The organism is Streptacidiphilus melanogenes (assembly GCF_000787835.1).
Lineage (GTDB): Bacteria > Actinomycetota > Actinomycetes > Streptomycetales > Streptomycetaceae > Streptacidiphilus > Streptacidiphilus melanogenes.
The window spans coordinates 89,695-113,551 of record NZ_BBPP01000028.1; the positions used below are offsets into that span (position 1 = coordinate 89,695).

Genomic DNA, 23,857 nt, shown 5'->3' on the forward strand with positions numbered 1-23,857 from the left:
GTTGTTCCTGGAACCGGAGGATACCTCCGTTTGCGTTCCCTGCCTATCTTCTCATCCATTCTCCATGCACTCCAGGGCGGAGCCATGTCCGAGAACACCCTCACCTCCTCTGCTCCAAACCGGCTCGAGACACCGGTGTCCCAAGCACCAGGTGGCGCTCCACCACCGAACAACCGACGCCGCCAGCTCGCGCTCGCGGTGATCCTGGCCTGCCAGCTGATGGTGATCCTCGACGCGACCGTCGTCACCATCGCGCTGCCGGGCATACAGCACGCGCTCGGCTTCTCCTCGGCCGGGCTGAGCTGGGTCATGAACATCTACTCGCTGACCTTCGGCGGCCTGCTGCTGCTCGGCGGCCGGGCCGGCGACATCTTCGGCCGGCGTCGCCTGCTGGCCTGGGGCATCGCGCTGTTCACCCTCGCCTCGCTGGCCGGGGGCCTGGCGACGAGCCCCACCGAACTGCTGGTCGCCCGGGTCGCGCAGGGCGTCGGCGCGGCCGTTGCCGCGCCCAGCACCCTCGCGCTGATCGTCAGCACCTTCCGCGACCCCGTCGAGCGGGCCCGCGCGATCGGGCTCTTCTCCGCGATGTCGGCCAGCGGCGCGACCGTCGGCCTCATCGTCGGCGGACTGCTGACCTCCTGGCTCTCCTGGCGCTGGGTCATGTTCATCAACGTGCCGTTCGGCGTGCTCGTCACCGTGCTCGCGCCACGCGTCGTCGAGGAGCCCGAGCGGCGTCCCGGGCGGCTGGACCTGGCCGGTGCGGCGACCGCGACGGGCGGCATGGTCTCACTCGTCTACGGATTCATCCGGGCCGCGACGGTCGGCTGGTCCGACACGCCGACGCTGCTCTGCTTCGCCGCCGCCGCGGTGCTGCTGACGGTGTTCGTGCTGGTCGAGCGGCGTGTCGCGCAGCCGCTGCTGCCGCTGTCGCTGCTGACGGACAAGGTCCGTGCCGGAGGCTACGCGGCCATGGCGCTGCTCGCCGCCGCGATGTTCGGGATGTTCTTCTTCGTCACCCAGTACCTGCAGACCGGGCTCGGCATGTCGCCGATGAAGGCGGGCTTCGGCTTCCTGCCGCTGGCCGTGCCGATCTTCGCCGGCGCCCGGCTGGCTCCGCGGCTGGTGCCCAGGTGGGGGACCCGGCCGTTCCTGCTGGCCGCGCCGGTGCTGCTGATCAGCGGGATGGCGCTGCTGACGCAGGTGAACCCGCACACCGCGTACCTGAGCGGCGTGATGCCCTCACTGCTGCTCTTCGGGCTCGGGGCGGGCTTCACCATGGTGCCGCTCAGCCTGACGATCCTCAGCTCCGTCCGGCCGGAGGAGTCCGGCGCCGCCTCCGGCACGCTGCAGACCATGCAGCAGGCGGGCGGCTCGCTCGGAACGGCCGTCGGGATCACCGCGTTCACGCACGCCACCAGCCACCCCTCCACGCTCCCCGGCGCGGCGGGCCTGCACGCGACCCTCGCGCACGGCGTCTCGCTGGCGATGACGTGCTCGCTGGCGCTCGCGGCCGGGGCCTTCCTGGTGCTCGCCCTGTTCGTCCGGCCGCCGCGCCCCGAGCGTTCGGTGGCCCGCGCTCAGGCCTGAGCGGCCCTCAGGCCTGAGCGGCCCTCAGGCCTGAGCGGCCCGAAGGACGCGGGCGGCGCGGCGCTCCTTGCGACGCTGCCAGAAGCGGCGGATGCGGGAGAGCGTGAACAGCACCAGCGCCACGCCGCCCGCCAGCAGGCACCCGGCGATGACCGCGGCCGGCACGGGGTGGAACAGGGCCAGCGTCACCAGGCCCGCGACGCCGAGGTCCTCGGCCAGGCTCACCACGATGTTGCTGAACGGCTCGGGGGAGGTGTTCACGCCCATCCGCAGGCCCGCCTTGATCAGATGGCTGACCAGCGCGGTGCCGCCGCCGACCGCGGCAGCGGCCAGCGTGGGCAGCGAGCCGTGGGCGTGGCCGGCCAGCAGCGCGGCGACGACCCCGCCCGCGATCGGGCGGATCACGGTGTGGACGAGGTCCCACAGCGAGTCGACGTAGGGGATCTTGTCGGCGACGGCCTCGATCACGAACAGCACCCCGGCGGCGATCAGCACGTCGGTCCGCTCCAGCGCCGGCGGCACGGCGGCGACGCCGTCGTAGCGGCCCAGCAGTCCCATCAGCAGGACGACCGCGTAGGCGTTGACGCCGCTGGCCCAGCCGCTGGTGAAGACGAGCGGAAGCAGGCTCACGTGGATTCCCCCAGGTGTGGTCGTGTCGTCGAGCGGACCACAGCGTACGCGGGACGGCGCGGCGGGCCGCGGGGGATTGTCCCAAGATCCCTAGGTACTCGTACTCAGGTGCTGATCCGAACGGGTTGAGTACCCCGGCGGATGGTTCCCGACCTGCGACGACGGCAAAGTAGTGGGCACCGGGAGGGACGGGGCGGCAAGGCGCCGGACCACCCGGGGCCCGGCACTGCACCGCCGACACGGGGCGGCGGAGCAGGTGCCGGTCCGGTGGGAGCACGTACGGGGGAGTACGGGGCCCGGGGGAAGCAAGGGGAGGGTACGGGGGAGGGAACGGCGTTCGCGCGCGGCGAGTGGGGGCTCGCCACGGGCGGACGCCGTTCCGCTTTTCGGAGCAGGGCGCCTTCCGGAGGCTCGCTCCTCAGAGCAGGGTGACCTCGGGGGCCGGGGTCGGGACCGGGGGAGCGCCGGTCAGTGACGCCGCTGCGGCGGCCAGGCGGCGCACCGCCTCGCGGGTGACCTCCGGCGGCAACGCGTAGGGGAGCCGGACGAAGCGTTCCAGCACCCCGTCGACGCCGAAGCGCGGGCCGGAGCCGACCCAGACGCCGTGGCGCTCCGCGGTGGTGGCCAGCGCGCTGCCGGACACGCCGGCGGCCGTGCGCACCCACAGCGACAGACCGCCCTGCGGGATCCGGAAGGTCCACCCGGGCAGGAACTCCTGGACGGCCTCGACCAGCGCGTCGCGCTGGGTGCGGACGCGGTCGCGCTGGTGGGCGAGGACCTCCGGCAGCATGTCGGGGGCGAGCAGGTGACGGACCGCCAGCTGCTCGACCACCGGAGAGGAGACGTCGAGGCTGGCGCGGTCCCCGGCCAGGCGGCGGATCAGCTCCGGCGTGGCCCGGATCCAGCCGATCCGCAGGCCGCCCCAGAAGGTCTTGCCCGCCGAGCCCAGCGTCACCACGGTGCCGCCGTGGTCGAACGCGGCGAGCGGGCGGGGCATGCGCGCGGCCAGTTCGGGGTCCAGACAGAGGTCGACAGTGGTCTCGTCGCTGACCAGCAGCGTGCCCGTGGAGCGGGCCGCGGCGACCAGGGCCCGGCGCTCGTCCTCGGACATCAGCAGGCCGGTGGGGTTGTGGAAGTCGGGGATCAGATAGGCCAGGCGCGGCGCGGCGTCGCGCAGGGTCCGGGCCCAGGCCTCCAGGTCCCAGCCGTCGTCCAGCAGCGGCACCGGCACGGCCCGGCCGCCCGCGTAGCGCAGGGCCTGCAGCGCGTTGGCGAAGCTCGGGGACTCGACGGCCGCCCGCTCCGCGGGGTTCAGGACCTGACGCATCAGCAGCGAGAACGCGCCGGAGGCGCCGGTCGTGATCATGATCTGTTCGGGGCCGGTCGGCAGGCCGCGGGCGGTGTAGCGGTCCGCGACGGCCTGCCGCAGGACGGTGAGCCCGGCGGGGAAGTCGCCGTGGGTGGAGGTCCAGGCGGGCAGTTCGGCGACGGCGGCGGCCATGGCCCGGCTCAGCCACGGCTCGGGGGCCGCCATCGCTGCGATGCCGAGGTCGATGACGTCGCCGGAGCCTGCCGCATGCGGCGAGATCCCGGCCACGGGCATCGCCCGCCCGATCGGCAGCGCCGTCCAACTGCCCGCGCCGCGACGGCTGGACAGGAAGCCCTCGGTGCGCAGCAGCTCGTAGGCGGCGGCCACGGTGGTCCGGCTCACGCCGAGGGCCGCGGACAGCTCGCGCTCGGCGGGCAGCCGGGTCTCCACCGGCACCCGGCCGTCCAGCACGAGGGTGCGCAGCCCGCCGGCGAGGGTGCGGTAGGCGGGACCGGCGCCAGGGCGCTGCCAGTCGCCGAGGGCGCGGTCGAGCTGGGTGGCGCCGACGGCGGCACGGGAGGAGGGTGGCATCCTCGGTCAGTCCACTTCTCGCGAATTGGCTATGGAAGAGCAGTCCAATCTCCTCCAGAGTGAGGCCAACGCTCGCCGAAAGGCAAGAGCCACCGAAGTCACCGGCTTGAACCACCGAGGAGGGAGGGGCCACCGTGGTCCTCGCACGCCGTCTCGTCCAGCTCTATCTGGGCCTCGCGCTCTACGGCCTCAGCATGGCGATGATGCTCCGGGCCTCGCTCGGGCTCGCCCCGTGGGACGTGCTCAACCAGGGCCTCGACCGGCACCTGCCGCTCTCCTACGGCACCGTCTCGATGATCATCGGCGCGGCGGTGCTGCTGCTGTGGATCCCGCTGCGGCAGAAGCCGGGGCTCGGCACGATCAGCAACGTCTTCGTCATCGGCCTCACGGTCGACGCGGGCCTGTCGCTGCTGCCCACCCTGCACGGCCTGCCCGTGCGGGCCGCGATGCTGGCCGGCGGCGTCGTGCTCAACGGCCTCGCGGGCGGCCTCTACATCGGCGCCCGCTTCGGCCCCGGCCCGCGCGACGGGCTGATGACCGGCTTCGCCCGCCGCACCGGCGGCTCGCTGCGCCTGATCCGCACGATGATCGAGCTCACCGTGCTGGTGGTCGGCTGGCTGATGGGCGGTCAGGTCGGCGTCGGGACGGTCGCGTACGCGCTGGCGATCGGTCCCCTGGTGCAGTTCTTCCTGCCGATGTTGACTGTTCCTCATGCGAACGACGCGAGTGGGGCACAGCGGGACGGGTCCGGGCGCGATCACGCCGGACGGGTGCGCGGTGGAGCTGTACACGAGACTGCCGGCGGGTGACGAGCCGGACGTCGTCGCCCGGGCGGCGCCGCGGCCGGGCGCGAGCATCCTCGAACTGGGCTGCGGCGTGGGCCGGGTGACGCACCCGTTGGTGGAGCGCGGCTTCGTCGTCACCGCGGTCGACGAGTCGCCGGAGATGCTGGAGCGTGTGCGCGGCGCGCGGACCGTGCTCTCCTCGATCGAGGACCTGGCGCTCGGCGAGCGCTTCGACGTGGTGCTGCTCGCCTCCTTCCTGGTCAACACCGGTGACCTGGGCGTCCGCGCCGCACTGCTGGCCACCTGCCTGCGGCACGTCGCCGCGGACGGGGTCGTCCTGGTCCAGCGCGAGGGGGAGGGCTTCTACGACGTGATCCCGCGCGAGCAGGTGATGCGCGACGGCGTCGGCCGGATGGCGATCACCTCCTCCGAGGAGATCGAGCCGGGTCTGCGCGCCAACCAGGTCGACTACGTCTTCCCTGACGCCCACTGGACCCAGTTCTTCCGCACCCGGCATCTCCCGGACGCCGCGTTCGAACACGCTCTCGCGGAGGCCGGCCTGGAGCTCGACGCCTACCTCACCCCGGACCACGTCTGGGCGAGGGCGCTGCCGTCGTGACGCGCTGCGGGGAGGGCCGTGAGGGCGGCCCTCCCCGGGCGGCGGGAACAGGTCAGCTGATCCCGTAGGCGCGGTAGACCGTGGTGGTCGCGCTGCTGCCGTCGGTGTCGGTCACCGTGGAGCGCAGCGAGACCGCGCCGGAGGCGGGGTCGGGCACGACGGCGGTCCAGTTGCCGCCGACATGCCGGACCTGGACGGCGTGCCAGGTGACCCCGCCGTCGGAGGAGGCCCACGCCTGGACCGAGCGGACGGTGCCGCGGTGGTCGGCGATGCTCTGGTCGCCGCCCTGGTGGTCGAGCCAGAGGGCGACGTCCGTGCTGCTCCTCGGTGCCGCCTGGTCGCGCATGTTCAGACCGGCCGGGACGAAGGTCGTCAGGTACGCCGGGGCGTAGGCGTTGGCGGCCGGGTTGATGTAGTAGTGCTCGCTCACCGTGGACGCGGTGGAGAGCATGCCGGCCGGGAAGGTGTAACCGGGGTAGTAGCGCTGGGCGGTGAGGTTCAGCGTGTACCAGCCCGCCGAGCCGACGTGCGGCTGCCAGCTGCCCGGGTTCGGGCCCATGTCGGTCCAGCTGTGGGCTGAGACCAGCGTGCCGCCCTTGTACAGGGAGCCGCTGTACTTGGCGGCGGCCTCCTCGCCCTGGGTGGACGGGTCGGCGAACATCTGCGGCCCGAAGTCGAGCCGGCCGTACCAGGTCGAGGGCTGGCTGCCGATCGGACCCCAGGTGGCCCGGTCGAAGATCTGCACGTAGGAGCCGCCCGCGGCCAGCCGCCGCTTGCTCTCGAAGGAGCCGATGTCCCCCGCGGCCGCGGACTCGTCCGAACGCACGCCCCAGTTCCCGGCGTTGACATGCGCGGTGATCGAGTACGGGGTGGTCTCGTAGACGGTCGGGCCGGCCAGGTCGGTCTGGCAGTCGGTGGTGGTGCTCTGGGGCTGGAGCATGAACATCGCGGTGTCGGAGCCGTTCGGGCCCTTCCGGCCCTGGACGGCGACGTTCGCCAGCGTCGAGCGCTGGTAGCGGTAGGTCGGGCCGGCCGGGACCCCGGTCGTCATGCCGCTGACGGCGTAGACGTCACCGGTCGCCGTCTCGCCCGGCCCCATCTGCTGCGGGCTCCACTGCGAGTCGTAGGCGAACTGCAGCGAGGACGAGGCGGTGGGGATCACGTAGATCCTGCCCGCGTCGTTCACCGCCTCGGCGGTCGCCGGCGAGTCGGCCACGCAGAGACGGGCGTCGTCGCGGTGCCAGGAGCCGGCGGGCGGGTGGTCGAGGGAGACGGCGAGCGGGTGGCCGGCGCGCGCGTCGATCACCGTGCTCGCCGCGCCGGAGACGGTGACGATCCGGGCGCCGAGGGTGTCGGTCTGGTCCTGCTGGTTCCAGATGTCGACGACCACGGCATAGCGGCCGGCGGGCAGGGACACGGCCCGGCCGCTGGTGAAGGTGAACGTCTGCCAGGTGGACAGGTTCTCCAGCTGGCCGGTGGCGGCCACCTTGGCGCCCTCGCGCCCGATGGTGGTCACGGTGAGGGAACTGCCGGCGGCGGACGCGGGGCTGCTCAGCGCGGTGGCGGTGAGCGGCGCGACGACGGCCGCGGCGACGAGGGTTCTGCTGAGACGGCGCACGGAGTGTTCGACCCCCCTGGTTCGACACGCCCTCCGTTCTGAGGGCGGCCGATCCTAGCAGGCGCCGAAGCCCGCGACGGGGCCGATTGTCAGTGGTGCCGAGGAGCATGGCGAACGAGGGGCCGGTCGGGTTACTCTGGAGATGTTCGAACGAGAGTTCGAACAAGGTGCGAGGAGGAGGACGCGATGAGCAGGAGGCGTGCGGACCTGATCGAGGTGCGCGGCGGTACGGGCTTGCCCACGCACTTCCTCTGGCACGACAAGGTGTACGCGGTGCGCGAGGTGCTCGGGCACTGGAAGGAGAGCGGCGCCTGGTGGGAGGAGGTCCGCTCGGCCCATGCGACGCGGATCGCCGGGCAGGCGCTGGACCGGACGGAACGGGAGGTGTGGCGGGTCGAGGCCAGCCCCGGCCGCTGCTTCGCCCCCGGCGTCTACGACCTCACCTTCGACCGCGGCGCCGACCGCTGGACCCTCACGAGCACGACTGACTGAACGGACTGACCTCACTGATCGGTGACCGGGAACGGGAGGGCGTACGTCATGAGGGAGACCACGGACAAGCCGCAGGCCCAGGTGCTGCAGTTGCCGCTGCCGAGTGCCGTGGGCGGATCGGGCATGCCCTACCGCCCGGCGGGGGACATCCATCCGGTGCTGCGGCGGGCCGGGGCGCCGCCCGCCGCCGTGGACCTGCTGGCGCAGGCGCAGCGCGGGTTGGCCGAGGCGCGCGAGCTGGAGGGCCCGCTGGAGCGGTACGCGGCCGCTCATCTGGCGGCGCTGCGCGCCTCCGCCGCGGTGCTCGCGCTGCGCGGGCGGCCGGAGGAGAACGCGCGCAAGCGCAAGCGGATCCGCAGCGCCTGGGAGGTCCTGCCCGAGGTCGCGCCGGAGCTCGCGGAGTGGGCGGTCTACTACGCGGCCGGCGCACCCAAGCGGGCCGCGGCCGAGGCGGGGATCGCCTCCGCCGCCACCGTCCGCGACGCGGACGACCTGATCCGCAACACCGCGCTGTTCCTGCGGATCGTGCAGCGGCTGGTCGCCCGCGGCGCGGCCGTGCCGCAGGCGCGCAGCGGGGAGGAGGGGATGCCCCGCACGGGGTGAGCAGGCAGAACACGTAGCCGGCGGGATCGGGAGGGGCCCACAACGCCTTGAGGAGTCACACGAGATGAGCCCCACGGACTCCTTCGTGCACCTGCACACGGCCTCCAGCTACTCGCTGCGTTACGGCACCGCGACGCCCGCGGCACTCGCCGGGCACGCCGCCTCTCTCGGCATGCCGGCGCTCGCCCTGACCGACCGTGACGGCCTCTACGGCGCCGTCCGTTTCGTGCAGGCCTGTGTCGCGGCCGGCATCCAGCCGGTCCTCGGGGCAGACCTCGCCTGCGAACACGGCGCGGACGGCTCAGGATCCGCCGGCCGGACCCTGGACCGGGCCGCCGCCGATGCCGCGCGGCCGCCGCGCGCGGTCGTGCTGGCCCGGGGCGGGCGGGCCGGTTACGCGGCGCTGTGCCGCCTGGTCAGCGCCGCGCACGGAGAGGACGTCGAGCGGCGGGCCCGCCCGGTGCTGGCCGCGCAGCAGGTCGCGGCCGCCGCCGACCGGCTCTACGTGCTGCTCGGGCCCGGCTCCGCCGTCGGGCGCGCGGCCGCCGCCGGGCGGATGGCCGAGGCGAAGGCGGAGCTGCTGCGCTGGCGCACCCTGTGCGGGGAGGCCGTGGTGATCGAGGTGGTGCACCACCTCGCCCCGCCCGGCCACCCCGCCTCCCGCGGCGTCGCCCAGCGGCTGCTGCGCCTGGCGCGCGAGACGGGCGTCCCGGCCGTGCTGACCAACGCCGTGCGCTACCTCGCGCCCGAGGACGCGCCCGTCGCCGACGTGCTGGACGCCGCCCGCCGCCTGGTCCCGCTGGAGCTGAGCTCCCGTGACCGGGTCAACGCCGAGGGCCACCTGAAGTCCGGTCCGGAGATGGCCGCCCTCGCCCACGACCTGTGCGACACCGCCGCCGAGGCGCGCGAGCTGCTCGCGCAGACCCGCCGGATCGCCGAGCGCTGCCTGCTCGACGACCTCGGCCACGACATCGGCCTCGGTTCCATGCACATGCCCGAGCCCAGCGTGCTCGGCACCACCCGCGCCGGCGCCATCCGCGAGCTGCGCGCCCGCTGCGAGGCGGGCATCACCTGGCGCTACGGGCGGCCCAGCAGGGAGGTCACCACACGGCTGGAGGAGGAGCTCGCGCTGATCGACCGCCTCGGCTACCAGCCCTACTTCCTCACCGTCGCCGAGGTCGTCGACCTCACCCGCGCCGCCGGCATCCGCTGCGCCGCGCGCGGCTCCGGCGCGGGCAGCCTGGTCAACCACCTGCTCGGCATCTCCGGCGTCGAGCCGCTCGAACACGGCCTGCTGATGGAGCGTTTCCTGTCCGAGAAGCGCCTCTCGCTGCCCGACATCGACGTCGACGTCGAGTCCGCCCGCCGCACCGAGGTCTACGACCTGATCCTGGACCGCTTCGGCTCCGACCGGACGCTGTGCGTGGCGATGCTGGAGACCTACCGGGTCCGTCACGCCGTCCGCGACGCGGGCGCGGCGCTCGGCCTGCCGCCCGCCGAGATCGACGCCGTCGCCAAGGCGTTCCCGCACATCCGCGCCCGCGACGCGCGGGCCGCGATGCGGGACCTGCCCGAACTGCGGCACTCCCGGCTGGAGGAGGGCGTCTTCACCGCCCTGTTCGACATCGTCGAGAAGCTGGACGGCCTGCCCCGCCACATCGCCCTGCACCCCAGCGGCGTGCTGCTCTCCGACCGCCGCCTGCGTGACCGCACGCCGGTCGAGACCAGCGCCCAGGGCTACCCGATGAGCCAGTTCGACAAGGACGACGTCGAGGCCATCGGCCTGCTCAAACTGGACGTGCTGGGCGTGCGGATGCAGTCCGCGATGGCGCACGCCATCAGCGAGACGGCGCGGGTCGCCGGCGAGCGGATCGACCTCGACGCGGTGCCGCTGGACGACGAGGAGACCTTCGAGCTGATCCGCTCCACCCGGACGCTGGGCTGCTTCCAGATCGAGTCGCCCGGCCAGCGGGAGCTGATCGGCAAGTTCGCGCCGCAGACCTTCGGCGACCTGATCATCGACATCTCGCTGTTCCGGCCCGGCCCGGTCAAGAGCGACATGGTCACCCCCTTCCTCAACGCCCGCCACGGCTGGGCCGATCCGGTCTTCGTCCACGAGGACCTGCGGGAGATCCTCGCCGAGACCGAGGGCGTCGTCGTCTTCCACGAGCAGGTCATCCGGATCGTCGCGCAGATGACCGGCTGCGGCTTCGCCCGCGCCGACCAGGCGCGGCGCGTGCTCGGCAGCATCAAGGGCCAGCAGGAGATCGGCGACTGGTTCTGCCTCGCCGCCGACCGGCGCGGCTATCCGCGGCCGGTGGTCGAACGGGTCTGGGAGATCCTGAAGGCGTTCGCCTCCTTCGGCTTCTGCAAGGCCCACGCGGGCGCCTTCGCGCTGCCCACCTACCAGTCGGCGTGGCTGAAGACCCATCACCCCGCCGCCTTCTACGCCGGGCTGCTCACCCACGACCCGGGCATGTACCCGAAGCGGCTGATCCTCGACGACGCCCGTCAGTTCGGCGTCCCCGTGCTGCCGCCCAGCGTCAACGACTCGATCGCCGACTACACGCTGGAGCGGACGGCCGACGGGCGGGACGCGCTGCGGATCGGGCTCGCGGACGTCAAGGGCATCAGCGAGGCGGAGATCGACCGCATCGTGCGCGAGCGCGAGGGCGCGCCGTACACGAGCCTGCCCGACTTCCGCCGCCGTGCGGAGCCCGACCAGCCGACGCTGGAGAACCTGGTGCTGGCGGGCGCGCTGGACGCGCTGCACCCCCTGCTGACGCGACGGGACCTGCTGCTGCACGCCGCCACCGACCCCAAGCCCAAGGGCCCGCGCCGGCCCCTGCCGTCCCAGCTGGAGCTGGCGGACGCGGCGGGAGAGGAGCGGGAGACCGGGCCCACGTCGTTGCCCGTCCCGACGGACACGGACCTGATCCGCGGCGAGATCGAGGCGCTGGGGCTGGACCACAGCGCGCACCTGCTCAGCCCCTACCTGCCGTTCCTCGACGAGCTCGGCGTCGTGCGGTCGAACGAGCTGCTGCGGCAGCGCAACCGCAGCGAGATCCTGATCGCCGGGGTCAAGGTCGCCACGCAGACCCCGCCGGTGCGCACCGGCGTCCGCGTCGTCTTCGCGACCCTGGACGACGCGACCGGGCCGCTGGACTTCGCCATGTTCGAGGACGCGCAGGCGCACTACGCCGCCACGGTCTTCCACTCCTGGCTGCTGCTGGTCCGCGGCGTCGTCCGCCGCACCGGCCCGCGCGGCGTCTCGCTGACGGCGACGGCCGCATGGGAGCTGACGGCGTTGCACGAACTGTGGCGGACGGACGGCGTCGACGCGGTGCGAGCGGTGCTCGCCGTCGTGCCGGAACCGGAGGAGGCCCCGGCGCGACGCGTGATGGTCCACCCGAGCGGGTTCCGGATGTCCCCCTACGCCGACCTCAAGCCGCCCGGCGTCCCGGCGGCCGACGCCCCCCGCAAGCTGTGGCACACCAGCCCCGGGAGCCCGGGATGAGGGGAGGCGAGCGACCGGCAGATGAGCCCGTGCGGAGGTGGGAGGCAATAAGGTGTGGCTGTCGGCCCGACCAGGCGGACAGCCAGGCAGATCCGTCGACCCGAGGAGCCGTCCCGTGTACCCGACCCGTCCCCGCAGCGCCCTCCGGACCGCCGTGGTGTGGGAGGTGCTGCGCGCGGCGCTGGACCGGCAGGCCGAGGCGCTCGGCCGTGACGTCCTCGACGTCCTCGACACGGGCGGCGGCACCGGCAACTTCGCCGTCCCCGTCGCGGGCCTCGGTCACCGGGTCACCGTCGTCGACCCCAGCCCCGACGCGCTGTTCGCCCTGGAACGGCGCGCGGCGGAGGCCGGCGTCACCGGCCAGGTGCGCGCGCTGCAGGGCGACACCGACACCCTCGCGCAGCAGGTCGACGCGGGAAGCATGGATGCGGTGCTCTGCCACGGCGTGCTGGAGTTCGTCGACGACCCCGCGGAGTCGCTGCGCGAGCTCACGGCCGTGCTGCGACCGGGCGGCCTGGTCAGCCTCCTTGCCGCCAACCGCAACGGCGCGGTCCTGGCCCGCGCCCTCTCCGGCCACTTCGCGGAGGCCCGCGCAGCCCTCTCCGGCATCCAGAAGGCCGACGCTCCGCGCCGCTTCACCGGAGCGGAGCTCCAGGACCTCGCCGACGGCGCGGGCCTGCGGGTCCTGTCCGTGCACGGCGTCCGCATCTTCGCCGACCTGGTCCCCGGCGTCCTGGTGGACACGGAGCCGGGCGCGCTGGAGTCCCTCCTGGCCCTGGAGCAGGCCGCGTCCGCGGACCCGTCCTTCCACGCGGTCGCGACTCAGCTGCACGTGCTCGCCGAGCTGGCATGAGGTAGTCGCACCACCCAGGGGTGCGGGGAACTGCGCGAGCAACCACCGACGTGCGGATGGCCCTGCGCGTTCGGCCTGTCACGTGGGTGGGTGGCCTGTCGGGCGGTTCCCCGCGCCCCTGAGAGGTGCAACCGCCCGCGGGAGCAAGCGGCTGGGCTTGTCGCGCCCGGGCGGCGGAGCCGCTGATCGGTACAGCCCCGCGCCCCTGGGTGGTGCCCTGCCGTGATCGTGCACGCGGATCTGGACGCCTTCTACGCGGCCGTCGAGCAGCGCCGCAGGCCGGAGTTGCGGGGGAGGCCCGTCGCGGTCGGGGGAGCCGGGCCACGGGGGGTCGTGATGTCGGCGAGCTACGAGGCCCGTGCCCACGGCGTCAGCGGTGGGATGCCCACGGTGCGGGCCCGGCGGCTCTGTCCCGAGTTGGTGATGGTGCCGCCGGACATGGACGAGTACGCCGTCGTCTCGGCGAACGTCATGGCCGTGCTGCACTCCTTCGCACGGCGGGTCGAGCCGGTGTCGATGGACGAGGCGTACCTCGACCTCGCCGGGGTCGGCATGCGCCCCCGCGCGCTCGGGGAGCTGCTGCGGAGGCGGGTGCGGGAGGAGCAGGACCTCGCGCTGTCCGTCGGCGTCGCGCCGACCAAGCTGGTCGCCAAGCTCGCGTCCGTCGCGGCGAAGCCGGACGGGCTGCTGGTCGTGGCGCCGGGCGAGGTCGAGGCGTTCCTGCGGCCGCTTCCGGCGAGCCGGATCCCGGGGGTCGGGCCGAAGACGACCGACGCGCTCACGCGTTTCGGGCTGCTCACCGTCGGCGATCTCGCCGACACCCCCCGCGACACGCTGCGGCGCATCGTCGGCGCCGCCGCGGGCGACATGCTGGCGCACTACGCGCGCGGCGAGGACGCCAGGCCGGTGGTGCCGCAGAACGTCGAGAAGAGCATCGGCGGGGAGCGGACCTTTCCGGCGGACGTCTCCGCGGAGCACGAGGTGATCCGGACGACGCTGCTGGGGCTCGCCCAGCAGAACGCCGCGCGGCTGCGCGCCGCGGGCCTCGCGGGGCGGACCGTCACCGTCAAGGTCCGCTTCGCGGATCTGCGGACCGTCACCCGTTCGCGCAAGCTGCCGGAGCCGGTGGACCTGGCCCACGACATCTTCTCGGCCGCGCTCCCGCTGTTCGCGGGGCTCGTGCCGGTGCGGGCGCGGATCCGGCTGGTGGGGCTGCGGGTCGAGGGCCTTGCCGGGGGCGTGCGGCCGACCCAGTTGGCGCTGGGCGAGCGCGAGGTGGGGTGGTCGGAGCTGGAGCGCACGATGGACCGGGTGCAGGCGAAGTTCGGGCCCGCGGCGGTCCGTCCGGCGAGCTTGATCGGCAAATCCGTCGAGCCGGGAAACTTCTCCGGCCCGGGCGTCGTTGACCGGTCGGAACGACGGGTTCAGGGTCGTCCGGGGAGAGCTACCGCACATGCTCCTCGGCAGTCCAAAAACCCCGGGTGAACCGTATGATTCGGGTAAAGGCAACAAGCATGACGGCCGGGCGCCCGGGGCATACACGCATCACTGGCCATTGAAAGATCCAGTAGGACAGGCAGTGCGGCGGGGTTGGGCGCCCCGAGGGTGGCTCCCCGCCCTCAGGCGGCCAGAGGAGGAGGACGACGTGCCGCTCTCGGACCACGAGCAGCGTCTGCTTGAGCAGATGGAGCGAGCGCTGTACGCCGAAGATCCGAAGTTCGCTTCGGCTCTCGAGGGCAGTGGCCTGCGCACGCGCACACGGCGGGCCGTCTACGCGTCCGCAGCGGGCTTCGTGGTGGGTGTGGGCCTGTTGATGGGTGGCCTCTTCCTGCATCAGCAGTGGGTGAGCGTCGGTGGCTTCGTGCTGATGCTGGCGGGTGCCGTCTTCGGGATCACGGCCTGGCGCCGGATTCCGCGACTGGCCGTGGTCGATCCGCGCACGGGCGCTCCGGTCCGGCGGCGAAAGCGCGGCGGCAGCCTGGTGGACCGGATGGAGCAGCGCTGGCAGCACCGGCAGGAGCAGCAGCGCGGCGGTTTCTAGAGACTTCCGAACAGACTCCGAACCGACAGAGACTTCGCGAGGGCGGGCCCCGGATTTCCGGGACCCGCCCTCGTTGCTGTCCCCAGCGTTGGCTCTCCAGAAAACATGAGCAAGGCTCTTGTTTACTTACCGGTCAGTACCTACCCTGATGGGCGATCCGGGCACTCCCCGTCCACCCTCAGGAGCATTGTGTGACCAGATCAGTACGGGCCAGGGCCGCCTTCGCAGCCCTCGCCGTCTCCGCCCTCGTGGGCGCCCTCGGCACCACCGCGGTCCAGCCGGCGGCCGCGGCCACCGCGCAGACCGCGGCCGGCTCGTCAGCGGCCGGTCCGCTCGACGCCCGGCCGGCCGCGATCGTCTCCCTCGGCGACAGCGCCATCTCCGGCGAAGGCGCGGGCACCGACACGGGCGACGCCTACATGGCGGGCACCGACGGGCCCAAGAACTTCTGTCACCGGCACAGCGAGTCGGTCATCTTCGACACCGGGGTCAGCGGTGTCACCCCCATCGACCTGGCCTGTTCCGGCGCGCAGACCGGCGACCTGACGTCCGACCCGAACCTCGCCAAGGTCACCGGCGGCGGCAGCGGCGACTACGGCGAGGCCAAGCAGGACGTCCAGCTGGCGCAGACCGCGGCCAACTACGACGTCAAGATGGTCGTGGTGACCATCGGCGCCAACGACGACTTCGACTTCACCGGGATCGTCGTCAGCTGCCTGACGGCCTACTTCCCCATCCCGCAGTCCCAGGGCTGCCGCGACACCATCGGCAGCGCGGCGGTCTCCGCCCGCGCCAAGGCGGTACTGCCGAAGATCGAGGCGGCGCTCACCGACATCCGCCAGACCATGCGGACCGCCGGCTACGCGGACTCCGACTACCAGCTGGTGCTGAACTCGTACTTCACCCCGATCACCCCCGACATCCGCAGCAACCTCTACGCGGACAAGGTCGCCCAGGGTTGCCCCGGCTTCCCCGAGGACGCCGCCTGGGCGCACAACTGGGTGGTCCCGACGCTCGACGACACCGAGCGGGCCGCAGCCGAGGCGGTGCCGGGCGTGCGCTTCCTCGACCAGCGCCGCGTCTCCTACGGCCACGAGGTCTGCGCGGAGATGACCAGCTCGCCGTACGAGTACATCAACGGCGACGTGATCGACGTCAGCGAGCTGACCCGCAACGGCTGCGACCAGTCGATCGGCGTGCTCGGGCTCTGCACGGACGAGGTCCGGCAGTCGTACCACCCGCGCGTCGCCGGCTACAAGGCGGAAGGCGCCTGTCTCGGGGACTTCTACGACGACCCGAACCAGCAGGAGGCCTACTGCACCCTGGACCAGCAGGACGGCACGACGATCATGCCGCTCACCCCGGGGGTGGCCTCCTTCGGCGACGTGCCCGAGGACGGTGCCTGGTACCAGCTGACCAACAAGGCCAGCGGCCAGGTGCTCGACTTCTCCGGCGGCGGCAGCTACGGCGACAGCACCAACGGCCGTCCGGCGATCACCTACGGCGTGAACGGCGGGCTGAACCAGTCCTTCGTCTTCGAGATCAAGTCCGGCGGCAGCTACGAGCTCGACTTCAGCGGCAACCGGAACATGTGCCTGGACGCCAACGGCGCCTCGACCGCCGCGGGCACCAAGCTGCAGCAGTGGGGCTGCAACGGCGGCGCCAACCAGCACTGGGTGTTCGAGCCGGCCGGCAACGGCTACTACAAGATCGCCGACTCGGCGGCCACCAACATGGTGATCACCCTCGGCACCAGTGCCCTGACCGACTCCTCCGGCAACCCCGTCACCACCCTGCAGGCCGACACCGGCTCCGCCGCCCAGCAGTGGCAGCTGACCAAGCTGGGCATCGTCTACCTGCACGGATAAAGGCAGATCCGCACGGATGAACGGTCGTCACGACCGGGGCCGCAGCCTGCGCCGCAGCGCTGCGGCCCTGTCGCGGGTCCAGCCCGTCACGGCCGCCCTGACGCGGCGCGGCAGGGCCCGCAGCAGGCTGGACGAGGACGGCGGCAGCACCACCGCGCGCACCCGGGTGCGGCGGTCCGAGGCGGCGGACAGGCCCTCACGGACCTCCCGCACGTCCTGCCGCAGCGACAGCGGCGTGGAGACCACCGGCGCGTACAGGACCTGCTCGGTGGCCAGCGCCAGACGGCCGGCCGCCGCGCTCGGGCCGGGGCCCAGCCCGCCGAGCTCGCTGATCCGGGCCGCGGTGCGGCGCGGCGTCTCCGCCTCGTTCGGCGGGATGCCGTGGTCCCAGGCGGTGTCCACCATCTCCCGCCACGCCGCCAGCACCTGCTGGTCGGTCAGCCCCGACGGTCCGCGGCGCAACCGGGTCCGTCGGGTGCGGCCGCGCCAGAGCATCGGCGCCAGCAGCGCCGCGACCAGCAGTCCGGCCAGCGACCACACCGCCAGCAGCAGTGGCGCGGTCGGCGACAGCTCCGACGGCGGCGGGGTGGCGCCGAGCGCGGCCTCCGGACCGCAGTCGCCCATGTGCCGGGCGACCAGGGTGCAGCCGTGCTGGTTCTTGGCGCCGCCGGTCGGCTGTGCGCCCGAGGTGGCACCCGCCGTCGGGGCCGGGGCGTTGCTGGGAGCGGTGACCTGCGTGCTGTAACCGGGGGTGACGATGCCCTGCCGCGGCGTCGGCTCGAAGCGCAGCCAGCCAACGCCGGAGAAGTACAGCTCCGGCCAGGCGTGCGCGTCGTGCGTGGTCACCAGCCAGGAGCCGTCGGTGCCCTGGGTGCCCGGGGTGAAGCCGACCACGACCCGGGCCGGGATGCCGAGCGAGCGGGCCATGGCCGCCATCGCCGACGCGAAGTGGACACAGAATCCCTGCTTGCGGGCGAGGAACTGGGCCAGCGCGTTCGGGCTGTCGCTCACCGGGACGTCGGTGTTGTAGCTGAACCCGCCCCTGATGGAGAACCAGTCCTGGAGCAGTACGGCCCGGTCGAAGTCGTTGGTGGCGGAGGCCGTCACCGACCTGGCGGTCGAGGCCACCACGGCCGGAAGGTTCTTGGGGAGCGCCGTGTAGACGCGGCGTATGTCGCCCGGTGCGGGCGGGGCCTGGCGCAGCACGTCCGGCGACGGGGTCAGCGCGAGGCTGTTCACCTGGTACGCGAGGCCGGAGGCGGTCTGGCCGTTGGCGCCGATCACGGTCCGGCCCTCGGGCTCCCAGCGCCAGTCGCCCGGCACGGACAGGCCGACGGCCGGATAGGGCATCGGCAGCCACTGCTGCTCGTAGCCGTTCTGGGTGACGATCCGGGTGGTCACACCGGTCGACGACACGCCGGACTTCAGTTCGCCGGGGGCGCCGAGAGTCTTCGGCAGCGAGACGGCCCGGTGCGTGCTGGTGGTCCAGGAGACGCCGTTGAACTGGTCCAGGTCGGTGATGCGCAGGTACTGGTCGCCCGGGTCGGGGGAGTTGGTGCTGTAGCTGAGCACCGGCACCGGGGTGGTCTGCTGCAGGCTCTGGGCCAGCGAGGCCAGCGGGTTGACGGCGGTGATGACGCCGCCGCCGTCGCCGGGGCCGACGCCGTGGCCGAGCCCGGTGACGACGCCGGAACCGACGGAAGGCAGGAACACCGGCAGCAGCAGCCCGCCGATCGCGGCCAGCGTGGCGATCCGCACCGCGGAGGAGGTCAGCGGGTTGGTGCCGTCGTAGGAGCCCGGATTGCCGTGGAAGACCCGACCCCAGCGGGCGAGGCGGTCGCGGCCCTCGGCGGTGAGCAGGGCCAGGTAGCCGAAGGCGGAGAGCAGGAAGAAGAGCCAGACCGGCCCGCTCGGGTGGATGCCGGTGCCCACCGCGTACAGGGCGAGCAGGGGCAGTCCGGCGAGCGCGACGCGCTGGTAGGTCACCGCGACGACGTCGACCAGCAGGCCGATGCCGAGCACGGTCAGCGTGAGCAGCAGCCGCAGGCCGACCGTCGCCGGCGCGGGTGAGGAGAAGTGGGACATGTCGTCCATGCCCGAGCTCAGTTCCGAGCCCAACTGCCGCACGGCCTGCGGTCCTGGGATGAACCGCGCCCACGCCTGGTCGCCCGCGAAGGAGAAGGTGACCAGCAGGAACGCGACGAACAGCTGCACCAGCACCGTCAGCGGGCGCGGCAGCGCGAGCCGCCCTGCGCCCGCCCCGGCGGCGGCGACCAGCGCCAGCAGGAACGCGGCCCCCACGATCCAGCTGCTCGGCTGGACCAGCGGCCACAGGCACAGCGCGGTGAGCACGGTCGCGGTCACGGCGGAGACCGCGATCCTGGTGCGCCCGTTCATGTCACGAACCCCCGTCCGTCGTGGCTGTCGGCGCCGGCGCCGCCGTGGCGGCGGGCGCCTCGGGAGCGGCGGTGGGCGCCGTCGTCGGCCGCCCCGACGCCGCGCCGCTGTGGGCCAGCAGCCGCCACAGCTCCGGCAGTGCGTCGCCGCTGCGGGCCGGCAGGACGCGCCATCCGGCCTGCCGCAGCAGGCGCTCGTGCCGCTCGCGGCCGGTGGCCTCGTCGGCGGCCGGGTGGCCGTCGGCGCCGTTGGCGACGCCGTTCCCCGCGCCGTTCCCCTCGCTGTCGCCGTCGGGCGCACGGCCGTTGGCCGCGGCGCCGTTCGTGGCACCGCCGTTGCCGCGCACCAGGGTCCAGCTGTCGGTGTCGAGCAGCAGCGCGACCGCGGAGCCGGTGCGGCGGCGCAGCCGGGAGAGCTCCGCCAACTGCTCGTCGTCGAGCGCGCCCAGGATCGCGACCAGCAGGCCCTCACCGCCGAGACGCAGCACGTCCTCGGCCCGGGACAGGCCGGTGCCCGCGGAGAGGTCGACCATTGCGAGCCGGTCCAGCATCAGCCCGGCCGCCTCGGTCGCCCCGCCGCCGGCGTAGCCCGCCCCGGCGGAGGCCGGGGAGCCGGAGGCGGTGCTCTGCTCCCCGGTGTCGGTCAGCAGCCGCACCTCGTAGCCGCGGTCGAGCAGGTGCAGCGCCACGGACGCCGCGGCGCTGACCGCCCACTCGAAGGAGGAGGCCGGGCCCGAGCCGCGGTGACCGCGGTCGCGGGTGTCCAGCAGCACCGTGGCGTGGTGGCGCAGCGGCTGCTCCTCGCGGCGCACCATCAGCTCGCCGTACTTGGCGGTGGAGCGCCAGTGCACCCGGCGCAGGTCGTCCCCGTGCCGGTACTCGCGCGGCACCACGTCGTCCTCGCCGGCCAGCGCGACGGCGCGGGCGTGGCTGTCGCCGAAGCCGGACCACTCGCCGAGCACCTTGACCGTCGGCAGCGACTGCACCTGCGGCACGACGGTGAGCAGGTCGGAGGCGGTGAACGAACGGGTCAGCTCGCACAGGCCGAACGGGTCGCCGAGCCGCAGCTGCAGCGGGCCCAGCGGGTAGCGTCCGCGCAGGTCGGAGCGGACCCGGTAGGAGACCTCGCGGAAGCCGCGCGGCTCGATCCGGTCCAGTACGAAGCGCGGCCGGGGGCCGAGCACATACGGCACCCGGTCCTCCAGCATCAGCAGGCCGGTGCGGACCCGGGAGACGTTGTCGACACGCAGGCTGACCCGCGCCTCCTGTCCGGCCGGGGTGCGCCCGGGCGAGAGCGAGCGTCCGCTGGCGACCCGGTAGCGGGTGCGCACCAGCATGGCCACGCTGCCCACCGGCAGCGCCGCCAGCAGCAGCCCCACCTGGAGCAGGGCGAACTGCCCGAGCAGGTAGGCGCAGAGCACCGCGGTCAGTCCGGCCGCCAGGAAGCAGCGGCCGCGGGTGGTCAGTCCGTGCAGGGCCAGCCGTACGGTGCCCGGTTCCCGGCTCTCGTACGGCTGTGCGGGCCTCGACGGCACGGTTCAGCGCCCCCTCGCGGCGAGCTGGGGGATCGGCACGCTTCGGACGATGTCGCGCACGACGTCCTCGGCCGTGCGGCGGCCGAGCTGGGTCTCGGCGGTCGGCAGCACGCGGTGCGCGAGCACCGGCACGGCGAGCCGCTGCAGGTCGTCGGGGATGACGTACTCGCGCCCGTCCAGCGCGGCCGCCGCGCGGGCGGCGCGCAGCAGATGCAGCGTCGCCCGGGGCGAGGCCCCGAGCCGCAGCTCGGAGCTGTTGCGGGTGGCGGAGACCAGGGCGACGGCGTAGCGGCGCAGGTCGTCGACGACGTGGACCTTGCGGACCACCTCGATCAGCTTCAGCACGTCGTCGGTGTGCGCGACCGGCTGCAGCTGCGCGAGGGGGTCGGCGCCGCCGTGCACGTCCAGCATCTGCAGCTCGGCGTCGGGGCTCGGGTAGCCGATGGAGATCCGCGCCATGAAGCGGTCGCGCTGCGCCTCGGGGAGGGGGTAGGTCCCCTCCATCTCGATCGGATTCTGCGTCGCCACGACCATGAACGGCGCGGGGAGCTGGTAGCTGACGCCGTCGACGGTGACCTGGCGTTCCTCCATCGACTCCAGCAGTGCGGACTGGGTCTTCGGCGAGGCGCGGTTGATCTCGTCGCCCACCACGATCTGCGCGAAGATCGCGCCCGGCTTGAACTCGAACTCGCGGCGGTTCTGGTCGAAGACGCCGGAGCCGGTGATGTCGGAGGGCAGCAGGTCCGGGGTGAACTGGATGCGCCGAACGGTGCAGTCGATGGACCGGGCCAGCGCCTTGGCCAGCATGGTCTTGCCGACGCCCGGCACGTCCTCGATCAGCAGGTGACCCTCGGCGAGCAGCACCGTCAGGGCCAGCCGGACCGCCTCGGGCTTGCCTTCGAGCACGCTCTCCACGGAGGCGCGGACGCGCCCCACGACCGCGTCGAGCTCGGCGAGGCCCGCGCCCGGAGCGACGGACCGCGACGGGTTCTGTCCGTCCGGCGCGTTCCGGTCGACTCTGCTGAGATCGTCGAAGCGGTTGTCGTAGGTCGTCACCCGGCAGCTCCTCGGCCCGTCTGTCCACCCGGCGGCCTGCGGCCGCGGGATCCCCGTTGGTCGGGCCTGCCAAGTCCCGTCGGCGGGCCCGCTCGAAAGGCATTGTTCCCTGTGCACCGCGTTTGCGTCACTCGACTGGCTGACTAGGGCCGATTTGCCGTAAAGATCATGAGAATCGCGGGCAGGGCGGCTCGTTTCGCCGCCGCGCGAGCGAAGAGCGAGCCCGACGGCTAGGAGGGGGACAAGAGGAGGGGGACGAGAAGAGGGGCGCGCCCGGAGGCCGCCCGCGCCCCCGGCCGTCGTGCCGTCGGCGCTGACCAGCAGTTTCCCCGGTCGCCCTGACGTGGTGCAGGCCGTGGCGTTCGATTGACCGGGGGGTGCCGTGGAGTAGAGTGACGCGACGTCGAGGGAGTGTCAGATGCGACGCTCCGTTCCCGTCCCATCGCTCCACCGACGCAAGCACCACAGATCCAACAGCGCAGACAGCGCGATCGAGGGCCCGTACCTTCCGGCCTCCACCCGCTCGGCCCCGCGCGAGGCCGCCCGCTGACGCCCCTTCCCCGGCGCCAGAGGGCCGAGGCCCACCGGGCGAGCGGGCGGGGACCAGTCGGTGCGGGCCACAGGTTAGAGAGGCCCCCGATGAGCTCCGCCGCGGACAACGCGAAGCACGTCCCGGTGATGCTCCGGCGCACCCTGGAGGTGCTCGCCCCGGCGCTGGCCGAGCCAGGCTCCGTCGTCGTCGACACCACGCTCGGCCTCGGCGGCCACAGCGAGGCGCTGCTGCGCGCGTTCCCCGAGGCCCGGCTCGTCGCGATCGACCGCGACCCGGCCGCGCTGCGGCTGGCCGGTGAGCGGCTCGCGCCCTTCGGCGACCGCGCGACGCTGGTCCACGCGGTCTACGACGAACTCCCCGAGGTGCTGGAGCGCCTCGGCATCCCCGCGGTGCAGGGCATCCTCTTCGACCTCGGCGTCTCCAGCATGCAGCTGGACGAGGCCGACCGGGGCTTCGCCTACGCGCAGGACGCGCCGCTGGACATGCGGATGGACCAGAGCGTGGGCATCAGCGCGGCGGAGGTGCTGAACACCTACTCGCACGGCGAGCTCGCCCGCATCCTCAAGGTCTACGGCGAGGAGCGGTTCGCCGGGAAGATCGCCTCGGTCATCCTGCGGGAGCGGGAGAAGGAACCGTTCACCACCAGCGCGCGTCTTGTGGACTTGGTGCGCAACGCGATCCCCGCGGCGACGCGCAGGACCGGCGGCAACCCCGCCAAGCGCACCTTCCAGGCCCTGCGGATCGAGGTCAACGGGGAGCTGTCGGTGCTGGAACGGGCCATCCCTGCGGCGCTCTCCGCTCTGGCGGTCGGCGGCCGGATCGTCGTGCTCTCCTACCACTCGCTCGAGGACAAGCTCGTCAAGGGCTACCTCGCGGAGGGCGCGGCCTCGACCGCGCCGCCGGGCCTGCCGATCGTGCCGGAGGAGCACCAGCCGCGGTTCAAGCTGCTGACCCGCGGCGCGGAGCTGCCCACGGAGGAGGAGGTCGCGGAGAACCGCCGTGCGAAGCCGGTCCGGATGCGGGCCGCGGAGCGGATCCGCGAGCAGGCCGGTCGCTGAGGTCCGAAAGCTGCGGGATCCGAAGCTGCGGGAACCGAAGCTGCGGGATCTGAAGCTGTGGGATCTGAAGACAGAGCATCGAGGGGAGCGCGAGGTGGCTGTCGGGAGGGGCTTCAACCGTTCGGGCCGCCCGGCCCGCCCGGGACCGGGCGGCGGCAGGCGGGCCGGCCGCGGGCCGTTCGCGGCACTGGTGATGGTGCTGCTGGCGGGCGGCATGGTCGCGCTGCTGATGCTGAACACGGCGCTGAGTCAGGGTTCCTTCACGGAGCAGAAGCTGCAGCGGCAGACGACGGACCTGACGAACGAGCAGCAGGGGCTGCAGCAGCAGATCGACGGCTGGTCCGCGCCGGACGCGCTGGCCGCGCGGGCCCGCCAGCTCGGCATGGTCCCGGCGGGCAACCCGGCCTTCGTCACCGACAACGGCAGGATCCTCGGCAGCCCGAGCCGCCTCCCGGCCGCGCCGAGCCCGGTGCCGACGCCCGCCCTCCCGGCCACGGCCTCCGCGTCGCCGTCCGGGGGCGTGTCACCCTCCGCGTCGCCGTCGGCCTCGCCGTCCGCCTCGGGCCACGCGGTCGTGCCGCACACGGCCGGCAGCCCGGCGGGCGGCCCGACCGCGCACGTCGCCGCCCGCACGGCCGGAAGCCGGCCGTCCCACCCGACCCCGTCCGGCCACTGACGGAGCGACCGAACCCATGCCCCAGCCTCCCCGCGACCCCGACCGGAACGGCGCCACCCCGCGCCGGCCC

General features: G+C 73.4%; 18 protein-coding genes. 12 read left to right on the forward strand and 6 right to left on the reverse strand.

Annotated elements, in window-relative coordinates:
• The first annotated feature begins 84 nt into the window (after positions 1–84).
• A complete protein-coding gene (locus tag TR49_RS26225; RefSeq protein ID WP_084725426.1) occupies positions 85–1,587 on the forward strand; it encodes an MFS transporter in 1,503 nt (500 codons plus the stop codon).
• 24 nt (positions 1,588–1,611) lie between these two features.
• Here TR49_RS26225 and TR49_RS26230 read toward each other — a convergent pair whose 3' ends face one another.
• Positions 1,612–2,217 carry a DUF4126 domain-containing protein gene (locus tag TR49_RS26230; protein ID WP_042386068.1) on the reverse strand — a complete coding sequence of 202 codons (606 nt, stop codon included), beginning with the start codon at positions 2,215–2,217 and terminating at the stop codon, positions 1,612–1,614.
• Between the two features lie 418 nt (positions 2,218–2,635).
• Positions 2,636–4,117: a MocR-like transcription factor YczR gene (gene yczR, locus TR49_RS26235; RefSeq protein ID WP_042386070.1), complete on the reverse strand. Its 1,482-nt coding sequence runs from the start codon at positions 4,115–4,117 to the stop codon at positions 2,636–2,638.
• Positions 4,118–4,251: 134 nt separating this feature from the next.
• Between yczR and yczE the strand changes: the two genes are divergently transcribed.
• Complete coding sequence (gene yczE / locus TR49_RS26240; RefSeq protein WP_063770168.1) at positions 4,252–4,926, forward strand: membrane protein YczE; 675 nt, start codon at positions 4,252–4,254, stop codon at positions 4,924–4,926.
• A complete protein-coding gene (locus TR49_RS26245; protein ID WP_042386072.1) occupies positions 4,829–5,521 on the forward strand; it encodes a class I SAM-dependent methyltransferase in 693 nt (230 codons plus the stop codon). The genes yczE and TR49_RS26245 overlap by 98 nt, the downstream gene beginning before the upstream one ends.
• Before the next feature lie 52 nt (positions 5,522–5,573).
• On the opposite strand, the gene TR49_RS40350 is transcribed toward TR49_RS26245, so the two are convergent.
• Positions 5,574–7,139 carry a hypothetical protein gene (locus tag TR49_RS40350; protein WP_052434643.1) on the reverse strand — a complete coding sequence of 522 codons (1,566 nt, stop codon included), beginning with the start codon at positions 7,137–7,139 and terminating at the stop codon, positions 5,574–5,576.
• Between the two features lie 186 nt (positions 7,140–7,325).
• Between TR49_RS40350 and TR49_RS26255 the strand changes: the two genes are divergently transcribed.
• The 7 genes from TR49_RS26255 (at position 7,326) to TR49_RS26285 (ending at position 16,513) form a co-directional block, all read left to right on the forward strand.
• The gene (locus TR49_RS26255) at positions 7,326–7,631 is read left to right on the forward strand and encodes a DUF6504 family protein (RefSeq protein WP_042386075.1); all 306 of its coding nucleotides are present in this window, start codon (positions 7,326–7,328) and stop codon (positions 7,629–7,631) included.
• A 48-nt stretch (positions 7,632–7,679) separates the two neighbouring features.
• The gene (locus tag TR49_RS26260; RefSeq protein ID WP_439654128.1) at positions 7,680–8,234 is read left to right on the forward strand and encodes an SAV_6107 family HEPN domain-containing protein; all 555 of its coding nucleotides are present in this window, start codon (positions 7,680–7,682) and stop codon (positions 8,232–8,234) included.
• A 64-nt stretch (positions 8,235–8,298) separates the two neighbouring features.
• Positions 8,299–11,751, forward strand: coding sequence for a DNA polymerase III subunit alpha (locus TR49_RS26265; protein ID WP_042386078.1), 3,453 nt, complete (start codon positions 8,299–8,301; stop codon positions 11,749–11,751).
• Between the two features lie 115 nt (positions 11,752–11,866).
• Positions 11,867–12,604 carry a methyltransferase domain-containing protein gene (locus tag TR49_RS26270; protein WP_042386080.1) on the forward strand — a complete coding sequence of 246 codons (738 nt, stop codon included), beginning with the start codon at positions 11,867–11,869 and terminating at the stop codon, positions 12,602–12,604.
• A 222-nt stretch (positions 12,605–12,826) separates the two neighbouring features.
• Positions 12,827–14,089 (forward strand): DNA polymerase IV, encoded by a 1,263-nt coding sequence (gene dinB, locus TR49_RS26275; RefSeq protein ID WP_063770169.1) that lies wholly within the window; start codon positions 12,827–12,829, stop codon positions 14,087–14,089.
• A gap of 160 nt (positions 14,090–14,249) precedes the next feature.
• Positions 14,250–14,645, forward strand: coding sequence for an SCO2097 family morphological protein (locus tag TR49_RS26280; RefSeq protein ID WP_042374847.1), 396 nt, complete (start codon positions 14,250–14,252; stop codon positions 14,643–14,645).
• Between the two features lie 191 nt (positions 14,646–14,836).
• On the forward strand, positions 14,837–16,513 hold the full coding sequence (locus TR49_RS26285; RefSeq protein ID WP_042386081.1) for an RICIN domain-containing protein: 1,677 nt from the start codon (positions 14,837–14,839) through the stop codon (positions 16,511–16,513).
• Positions 16,514–16,540: 27 nt separating this feature from the next.
• On the opposite strand, the gene TR49_RS26290 is transcribed toward TR49_RS26285, so the two are convergent.
• The 3 genes from TR49_RS26290 to TR49_RS26300 are packed head-to-tail and all read right to left on the reverse strand — an operon-like array spanning position 16,541 to position 21,380.
• Positions 16,541–18,910 (reverse strand): transglutaminase TgpA family protein, encoded by a 2,370-nt coding sequence (locus TR49_RS26290; RefSeq protein ID WP_042386084.1) that lies wholly within the window; start codon positions 18,908–18,910, stop codon positions 16,541–16,543.
• 1 nt (position 18,911) lies between these two features.
• A complete protein-coding gene (locus TR49_RS26295; RefSeq protein ID WP_063770170.1) occupies positions 18,912–20,444 on the reverse strand; it encodes a DUF58 domain-containing protein in 1,533 nt (510 codons plus the stop codon).
• 3 nt (positions 20,445–20,447) lie between these two features.
• On the reverse strand, positions 20,448–21,380 hold the full coding sequence (locus TR49_RS26300) for an AAA family ATPase (RefSeq protein ID WP_042386132.1): 933 nt from the start codon (positions 21,378–21,380) through the stop codon (positions 20,448–20,450).
• Between the two features lie 759 nt (positions 21,381–22,139).
• Here TR49_RS26300 and rsmH point away from each other — a divergent pair.
• Together rsmH and ftsL are read left to right on the forward strand one after the other, a co-directional pair.
• Positions 22,140–23,111 (forward strand): 16S rRNA (cytosine(1402)-N(4))-methyltransferase RsmH, encoded by a 972-nt coding sequence (gene rsmH / locus TR49_RS26305; RefSeq protein WP_042386087.1) that lies wholly within the window; start codon positions 22,140–22,142, stop codon positions 23,109–23,111.
• A gap of 94 nt (positions 23,112–23,205) precedes the next feature.
• A complete protein-coding gene (ftsL, locus tag TR49_RS26310) occupies positions 23,206–23,787 on the forward strand; it encodes a cell division protein FtsL (protein WP_042386088.1) in 582 nt (193 codons plus the stop codon).
• The last annotated feature ends 70 nt before the right edge of the window (positions 23,788–23,857 follow it).